Here is a 6293-nt window from a genome sequence, read left to right as displayed (position 1 = left end):
CGCTGCAGGCGGACGGTAGCTCGCATTGCGCAGCCCGCCCGTGAAGCTCTGGCGCACCGGCGCAATGCCCGGTGTCCCCGGCATGACGTGCGCGTTGCGCCATTGCTGCGGATCGACGTGCTGCGAGAAGTGCGCGACCGGCTGGCCGTGCACGAACGCGGATGCCGGTACGGCCGTGATCGCATGCGGCGCGCGGAAGTTCACATACGTCTTGTTGATGTTGGTGATATTGGTGATGTTCGTCACGTTCACGGTCTTGTTCACGTTGACGTTGTTCACCACGATGTTGCGGTTCACGCGGTCGTAGTAGTGCGGGCTCCAGCCGCCCCAGCCCGGATGCCACGGTTCGCCCGGGCCGAGCGCGAACCACGCGCAACCGGCCGCGGCGACGCCGCCCACCGTGAGCGCGACGCTCCAGTCGGGGCCGCCGCCACCGCCTACGAACGCGACGAGTGCCGGCGCATAGACCGGCGGCTGGCTGACGACCAGCGGGCCCGGTACCCAGGCCCAGCTGTCGTCCACGTATGCCCAGCGGCCGTAGTGATACGGTGCGAAACCCCACGGCGCGTCGTCGACCCAAGTCCAGCCCCACGGTGCCTGCCAGATCCAGTGGCCGTCGTGATACGGCGCCCAGTCGGCCGGCGTGTCGTTTGGCACCCATACCTGGCCGTAATTCGGGGTTTCGCGCCACGTGCCGTTCGCGTCGAGATCCTGGTAGCCGGGAATGTCGCGGGACACATAACGGGCCGACACCGAGCGCTCCTCGGCCGCGTCGCGGCTGGCGGCCCACTGGTCGAGCGGATCGGGGCCCGGGGCGGCCGATTGCTGCGCGACCTGCAGGTCGGTGCCCGTGAACACGACCTGCTGTCCGGGCGAAAGCGGGTACTGGCCGTTGCTGCCGTAGACGGTCGCACTGCCGCTGCGTACCGTGACCGTCGTGCTCGCACCGTTCGGTGCAACGTCGACGCGATAGTCGCCGGGGCCCGTGATGCCGAGCGCGAGATTGGGCGTGTCGATTTCGTATGATCCGCCGGCCGGCAGATCGCGCACGTGCGTCGATAGGGTGCCGAGCCCCACTTTCAGCTGGGTCGTCGTGTCGTCGAGATTCAGCACCGACAGGCTCGTCGACTCGCCGAGCCGCACCGCGCTCGAGCCGATGTGCAGTTCCGAGCGTGCACCGGCATCGTTCCAGAGCTGGTCGCCGGTCGTCAGCGGCCGGTTCACGGCGGCATACGACCACGTATCGGTGCCGGCCGGTTCTGTCGTCACGGCGCCCGACAGGTAATTGAGTCGCGCGACACGGCTGGGCGGATCGCCGCCCGCTTGCCGTGCCGCGGCCGCATAGGGCGGGGCGCCGGCCGATTGCGCGAATGCGGGGGGCAGTGCCGCAAGCGCGACGAACGCGAGCAGCGTGCAGCGGGCGGTTCGCTTGAGCGTGAACAGGGTGGCCATGGTGAGCGTCTTCGTCATTATCGCGGCGCGTCGATTCGTGCCGTTGAGTTCACAATATCCGCTCGGCCTGTTTCAATGCTCGGTGTTTTGTAAGTCGAATGGCACGCGATGTAACAAAACCTGTCGATCGCGCGCCGTTGTCGTGCAGACGCAATCCAGGCGTCAAGCGGACGTAAGCCACCCGTCGAAAACCTGCTGTCCGGGCACGGTGACGCGCAGCACGCGCGGCCGTGCGGAGCGCTCGATCCAGCCGTGCGCGCAGAAGCTCTCGAGCAGCGCTGCGCCGAGTGCGCCGCCGAGATGCGAGCGCCGTTCGCTCCAGTCGAGGCAGCCGCACGCGAAGCGGCGCCGGCGCGTGCGCTGCTGCGCGACGTCGATGCCCCATTGCGCGAGCGCCTGGGTGCCGAGTTCGGTGGTCTCGATCGCATCGCCGTCGGCCAGCAGCCAGCCGCGCGCGGTGAGCCCGTCGAAGATGCGCACCGCGAGTTCGCCGGCCATGTGGTCGTAGCAGGTGCGCGCATAGCGCAATTCGGCCGGGACCGTGCGGGACGGCGCCGGAACCGGGCGATGCGGTGCGGCCGCGCGGGCGACGTTCGCGAGTGCCTCGAGCGAGGCCGCGATGTCGGCCGATGCGATCCGGTAGTAGCGGTGCCGGCCGCGCACGTCGAGCGCGAGCAGGCCGCCTTCGGTCAAGCGCGCGAGGTGGGCGCTTGCAGCGGACGGCGACAGCCCCGCGATCATCGTCAGTTCGCCTGCGGGTCGCGCGCTGCCGTCCATCAGCACCCACAGCATCGCGGCGCGCCCGGGGTCGGCGATCAGCGAGCCGATGCGGCTCAGGCCCGGGAAGTGGTGGTCGTCTTGGTCGGTCATCGTCGTGTCTCGTCAGGCGGGATGAGCTTCAGTGTAGTGGGCGCGCGCATTCGATGTTTCGCTTTTGGCTGAAATGTCGAATGCAGTGGCGCCGGCGTCGTCGATGCGGCGGAACCGGGCTGCGGCGGCTTGCGGGGGGCGCGTAGAATGGCCGAAAGCGGCCGCAGCGGGCGGCCGCACGTGACACGATGCAACGATGAAGACGATTTTCTGTTTGCTGGCGGCCGCGCTCGTTTGCGCGGCCTGCGCGCAGGGCGGTGCGGGTACGGCCGGCGAGCGCGGTGGCAGCATCGAGATGTACGGCACGATCGATCAGGGCATCACGGTGCGCCGCTGACCGGTGCCGGCCGTGCGCGCGCCGGGAACAGCCCCGGCAGCCGCGCCACACGGGGCGCTCCGCGACGCGTTGCCGCAGTGCAACGTATAATGGCCCGATTACAGCGCCCCTGCCGCCTGGAGCCAACAAGATGTCCCAACCGTCCCCCGTACCGGCCGCCCTCGACCGCACCGAAACCGTATTCCGCTTCCTCGCCGAGCCGTCCTCCGTGAACTTCGGCGGCAAGGTGCATGGCGGCGCGCTGATGAAGTGGATCGACGAGGTCGCGTATGCGTGCGCGGCCGTCTGGTCGAGCCGCTATTGCGTGACGGTCAGCGTCGGCAACATCCGTTTCCAGCGTCCGATCATGGTCGGCAACCTGGTCGAGCTGAAGGCGCGCGTCGTTGCGACGGGCCGCACCAGCATGCACATCCATGTGTCCGTGCACGCCGGCGATCCGAAGGGCGGCATGCTGCGCCAGACGACCGATTGCCTCGTCGTGTTCGTCGCGGTCGACGAGAACGGCAACCCGGTGCCGGTGCCGCCGTTCGTGCCCGAGACCGACGAGCAGAGGGTGCTCGCGAAATATGCGGCCGACGTGCGGGCCGCGCTCGACAAGATCGTCGAGATGAAACCGGAAGAGGTCGCGAAGGGCGCGGTCTGACCGCTGCGGGCGCCGCGCATCGCGCCGCGCCCGTCGTCCTGCCGTTACTGCGACCCGATCATCTGTTCGGGGCGTACCCACGCATCGAATTCCGCCTCGGTCAGGTAGCCGAGCGCGAGCGCGGCCGCCTTCAGCGTCGTGCCTTCCTTGTGCGCCTTCTTCGCGATCTGCGCCGACTTGTCGTAGCCGATGTGCGGATTGAGCGCCGTCACGAGCATCAGCGATTCGTTCAGCAGCAGGTCGATCCGTGAGCGGTTCGGCTCGATGCCCACCGCGCAGTGATCGTTGAAGCTCTGCGCGCCATCGGCGAGCAGCCGCACCGACTGCAGCACGTTGTGCGCGATCATCGGCCGGAACACGTTCAGCTCGAAATTGCCGCTCGCGCCGCCGACGTTGACCGCGACGTCGTTGCCGAACACCTGGCAGCACAGCATCGTCACGGCTTCGGACTGCGTCGGGTTCACCTTGCCCGGCATGATCGAGCTGCCCGGCTCGTTCTCGGGAATCGACAGCTCGCCGAGCCCGCAGCGCGGCCCGCTCGCGAGCCAGCGGACGTCGTTCGCGATCTTCATCAGGCCGGCCGCGACCGTCTTCAGCGCGCCGTGCGCGAACACCAGCGCATCGGCGGCCGCCATGACCTCGAACTTGCTCGGCGCCGTCACGAACGGCAGCTTCGCGAGCCGGCCGATTTCATCGGCGACGCGCACCGCGAACTCCGGATGCGCGTTCAGCCCCGTGCCGACCGCCGTGCCGCCGAGCGCGAGTTCGTACAGGTGCGGCAGCGCCGATTCGACGTGACGGATGCCCTGGTCGAGCTGCGCGACGTAGCCGGAAAACTCCTGGCCGAGCGTGAGCGGCGTCGCGTCCTGCAGGTGCGTGCGGCCGATCTTCACGATGTCGGCGAACGCCTTCGATTTTGCGTCGAGTGTCGTGCGCAGCGTACGCAGCGCCGGCAGCAGGTGGTTGACGATCGCGTAAGCGGCCGCGACGTGCATCGCGGTCGGGAACACGTCGTTCGACGACTGGCCGCGGTTCACGTCGTCGTTCGGATGAACCTTGCGCGCTTCGCCGCGCTCGCCGCCCATCAGTTCGCTCGCACGGTTCGCGATCACCTCGTTGAGGTTCATGTTGGTCTGCGTGCCGGAGCCCGTCTGCCACACGGCGAGCGGGAATTCACGCGGATGCTTGCCGGCGATGATCTCGTCGGCCGCGTCGATGATCGCGCGCGCCTTGTCGTCGGCCAGCACGCCGAGCGACTGGTTCACGGCCGCTGCGGCGCGCTTGACGATCGCGAGCGCGTGGATCAGCTCGGGCGACTGCTTCTCGGTCGAGATCCGGAAATTCTGCAGCGAGCGCTCGGTCTGCGCGCCCCAGAGCCGGTCGGCCGGCACGGCGATCTCGCCAAACGTATCGCGTTCCATCCGAACTGCTTCGTTCATGATCCACTCCTCCAGGAAAGGGGAAAGGCCGCGCGTGGTCGCGCGACATCAGACGTAATCAGACGTATCGTGAGGCAGTCGCGCCGCTCGCGCGGCGTCTTGATGTCTTCAGCCGACTAGCATAGCGCCGGCCCGGATTTCGCGTCTTGTCGCGCTCAGTGCGGCGACGTCACGAACGACGCGCTCTTCAGATGGAAGCGCCATGCCATCAGCACGGCCACGCTGGCGAGGCCGGCCGCGAGGCCCCACCAGAGGCCGCGGGCACCGAGGCCCACGTGGAACGCGAACCAGTAGCCGGTCGGAAAACCGATGCCCCAGTAGCCGAGGGTCGCCGCGAGCATCGGGATGCGCGTGTCCTTCAGGCCGCGCAGTGCACCCGACGCAACGGTCTGCGCGCCGTCGACGATCTGGAACACCGCGGCGATACCGAGCAGCGACGCGGCGAGCGACACGGTGGCCGCGTTGGCCGGATCGTCGAGGTTCAGGTACAGGCCGACGATCGCGTGCGGCGCGACGATCAGCACGATGCCCGACAGCGTCATGAACGCGACCCCGAGGCCGAGTGCGACGAAGCCCGCATGCCGTGCGGCGACCGGCGCCCCTGCGCCGACCCAGTAACCGACCCGCACGTTGGCGGCCTGGCCGATCGCGAGCGGCACCATGAACGCCACCGACGCGACGTTTAGCGCGATCTGGTGGGCGGCCAGCGACGTCGCGCCGAGCACGCCGATCGTCAGGCCGGTCGCGAGGAACAGCGTCGATTCGACGCCGTACGTGATCGCAACGGGCCAGCCGATGCCGATCAGTTCGCCCATCATCGGCAGCTTCGGGCGCGCGGCCGTGACGAAATGACGGAAGCGTTGCCGGCCGTGCAGCAGCCAGATCAGCGCGAGTGCGGTAAGCCAGATCGTGATCGTCGTTGCGACCGCCGAACCGAGGAAGCCGAGGCGCGGCAGCCCGAACGCGCCGTGGATCAGCCCGTAGTTCAGCACGCCGTTGACGCCGACGCCGCCGATCGACACCCACAGCAGCCGGCGCGCCGCGCCGATCGCCGGCAGGAATGCGCGCATCAGCCCGACGCCGATCAGGCTGCCGAGCGCGGCGAAGCGCAGGATGCCGGTGTATTCGCCGACGTGATGCGCGAGCAATGGCGGCTCGTGGAACATCAGCAGGATCGGTTCGGACAGCGACAACGCGATGATGGCCGGTATCGCGAGCAGTACGGACAGCGCGAAGCCGGTCCAGTAGATGTGCGGTACGCGCTCGTCGGCCTTGGCGCCGCGCGCATGCGCGACGCTGACGCTGACGGACGACAGCACGCCTTGCAGCACGGTCACGATGACGAAGAAGAAGTTCGCGCCGAGCCCGCCCGCCGCGAGCGAATCGGGGCCGAGCGAGCCGAGCAGCACGGTATCGGTGACGCTCATCGCCATCTGCGAGAGCTGCGCGATCGCGAGCGGCGCGGCGAGGCGCGCGGTATCGGCGGCGTGACTGGACAGGGACGGCGGCGCGGCGGCCGTCCGCGTAAGACCGGAATGCGACATGGAATGGG

General features: G+C 68.7%; 6 protein-coding genes. 2 read left to right on the top strand and 4 right to left on the bottom strand.

Annotation, left to right across the window (positions count from 1 at the left end):
- On the bottom strand, positions 1-1452 hold a 1452-nt coding region (locus G3O00_RS21220; protein ID WP_241025263.1), incomplete at its 3' end, for a DUF6600 domain-containing protein.
- Between the two features lie 162 nt (positions 1453-1614).
- Positions 1615-2322, bottom strand: coding sequence for a helix-turn-helix transcriptional regulator (locus G3O00_RS21215; protein ID WP_011351374.1), 708 nt, complete (start codon positions 2320-2322; stop codon positions 1615-1617).
- Between the two features lie 196 nt (positions 2323-2518).
- Here G3O00_RS21215 and G3O00_RS21210 point away from each other — a divergent pair, with 196 nt between their 5' ends.
- Both G3O00_RS21210 and G3O00_RS21205 read left to right on the top strand, forming a co-directional pair.
- Positions 2519-2659, top strand: a complete 141-nt coding sequence (locus G3O00_RS21210; RefSeq protein WP_167316016.1) for a hypothetical protein — start codon at positions 2519-2521, stop codon at positions 2657-2659.
- 130 nt (positions 2660-2789) lie between these two features.
- Positions 2790-3302 carry an acyl-CoA thioesterase gene (locus tag G3O00_RS21205; RefSeq protein ID WP_011351375.1) on the top strand — a complete coding sequence of 171 codons (513 nt, stop codon included), beginning with the start codon at positions 2790-2792 and terminating at the stop codon, positions 3300-3302.
- Positions 3303-3346: 44 nt separating this feature from the next.
- Here G3O00_RS21205 and fumC read toward each other — a convergent pair whose 3' ends face one another.
- Positions 3347-4741, bottom strand: coding sequence for a class II fumarate hydratase (gene fumC, locus G3O00_RS21200; protein ID WP_047850516.1), 1395 nt, complete (start codon positions 4739-4741; stop codon positions 3347-3349).
- A gap of 155 nt (positions 4742-4896) precedes the next feature.
- Entirely contained in the window at positions 4897-6285 is a 1389-nt protein-coding gene (gene norM / locus G3O00_RS21195; protein WP_011351377.1) for a multidrug efflux MATE transporter NorM, read from the bottom strand.
- Positions 6286-6293: the final 8 nt, after the last annotated feature.

Origin of the sequence: Burkholderia sp. Ac-20384, assembly GCF_017104605.1 — a bacterium.
GTDB classification, from domain to species: Bacteria; Pseudomonadota; Gammaproteobacteria; order Burkholderiales; family Burkholderiaceae; genus Burkholderia; species Burkholderia lata.
The sequence above is the reverse complement of the archived record's forward strand: the minus strand, read 5'-3'. Positions and strand labels throughout refer to the sequence as shown.